General features: G+C 34.6%; 1 protein-coding gene. It reads left to right on the forward strand.

Annotated features, from left to right (window positions below; all coding sequences use genetic code 11):
* Window positions 1–1,046, forward strand: a 1,046-nt coding sequence (locus CDG77_RS35030) for a WD40 repeat domain-containing protein (RefSeq protein WP_143857184.1), incomplete at its 5' end; no start/stop codon positions are given.
* Between the last annotated feature and the right edge of the window lie 80 nt (window positions 1,047–1,126).

Below are 1,126 nucleotides of genomic sequence, written 5' to 3' on the forward strand. Positions count from 1 at the left end.
TAGTTATTCAAAGTTTACAGAATGAATCAGTGCAGTTAAAAGCGGTAGCATATAAGTTATTACATAAAAGAAAAGAACCTGGTCTTGAACAGGTTATTGCAGCTTTAAATCCATACCATTATAAATTTTTTGAATGTTTAACTACTTTAACCGGACATACATCTGATGTATATGGAATAGCATTTAGTCCCAATGGACAAACTATTGCGAGTGGAAGCCATGATAAAACTATCAAATTATGGAATATTCAAACCAGCCAATTAATTTCCACATTAGGTGAAGGTTTATCATCTCTTTATGCCCTTGCGTTCAGTCCAGATGGAAAAACTTTGTATAGCAATAATTGGAATGAAATAAAAATTTGGAATTTACAAAATCAGCAAGAAATTCGTACACTTAAAGGGCATTTTGATGCTGTTTTATCTCTTGCTGTTGCTCCTGATGGCACTCTAATTAGTGGTAGTCAAGATAAATTGATTTATGTTTGGGAACAACCCCGTTCAGGAAAATATGATGTTTTGGGAGAGCATCCTTGTTACGTTTGGGGAATGAATACTGTTAAGGTTTCCCTTAGTATTGATGGGAAGATTTTGATTAGTGGTAGTGCTATTGATAGGGCAATAAAAATTTGGAATTGGAAGCAAAGACAACAAATTACAACTCTAGGAAACGAAACATTGGGTTTAAATAATTATGCACCAGGACTTTCTTGTGTTGCTATCAGTCCAGATGGAACAATTGCTATTGCTGGAGGAGAAAATCAGGTTGATGTTTGGGATATAGAAAAAAGAGAGAAAATTTATACACTTACCCTGGAAGCAGATAATAAGATTCACGCAATATCTGTTAGTAAAGATGGTGAAGCTTTCTTTGGAGGTTTAAATAATGGCATTATTAAAATTTGGAATTTGCTTACAGGTGAAGAAATTCAGGACTTAGAAGGGCATTCAGCTAATGTTATGTCTATTGCTGTGAGTCCTGATGGAAAAACTGTTGTTAGCGGAAGCATTGATAGAACTATTAAAATTTGGGGTATACCAGAGTAATACTAATTCATAATTCGTAATTAGGACTTTTGCAAGAGGTTAAATATCTAGGCTGGGAAAGATGCCCAGCCCAAGCACTT

Origin of the sequence: Nostoc sp. 'Peltigera membranacea cyanobiont' 213, from assembly GCF_002245975.1 — a bacterium.
Lineage (GTDB): Bacteria > Cyanobacteriota > Cyanobacteriia > Cyanobacteriales > Nostocaceae > Nostoc.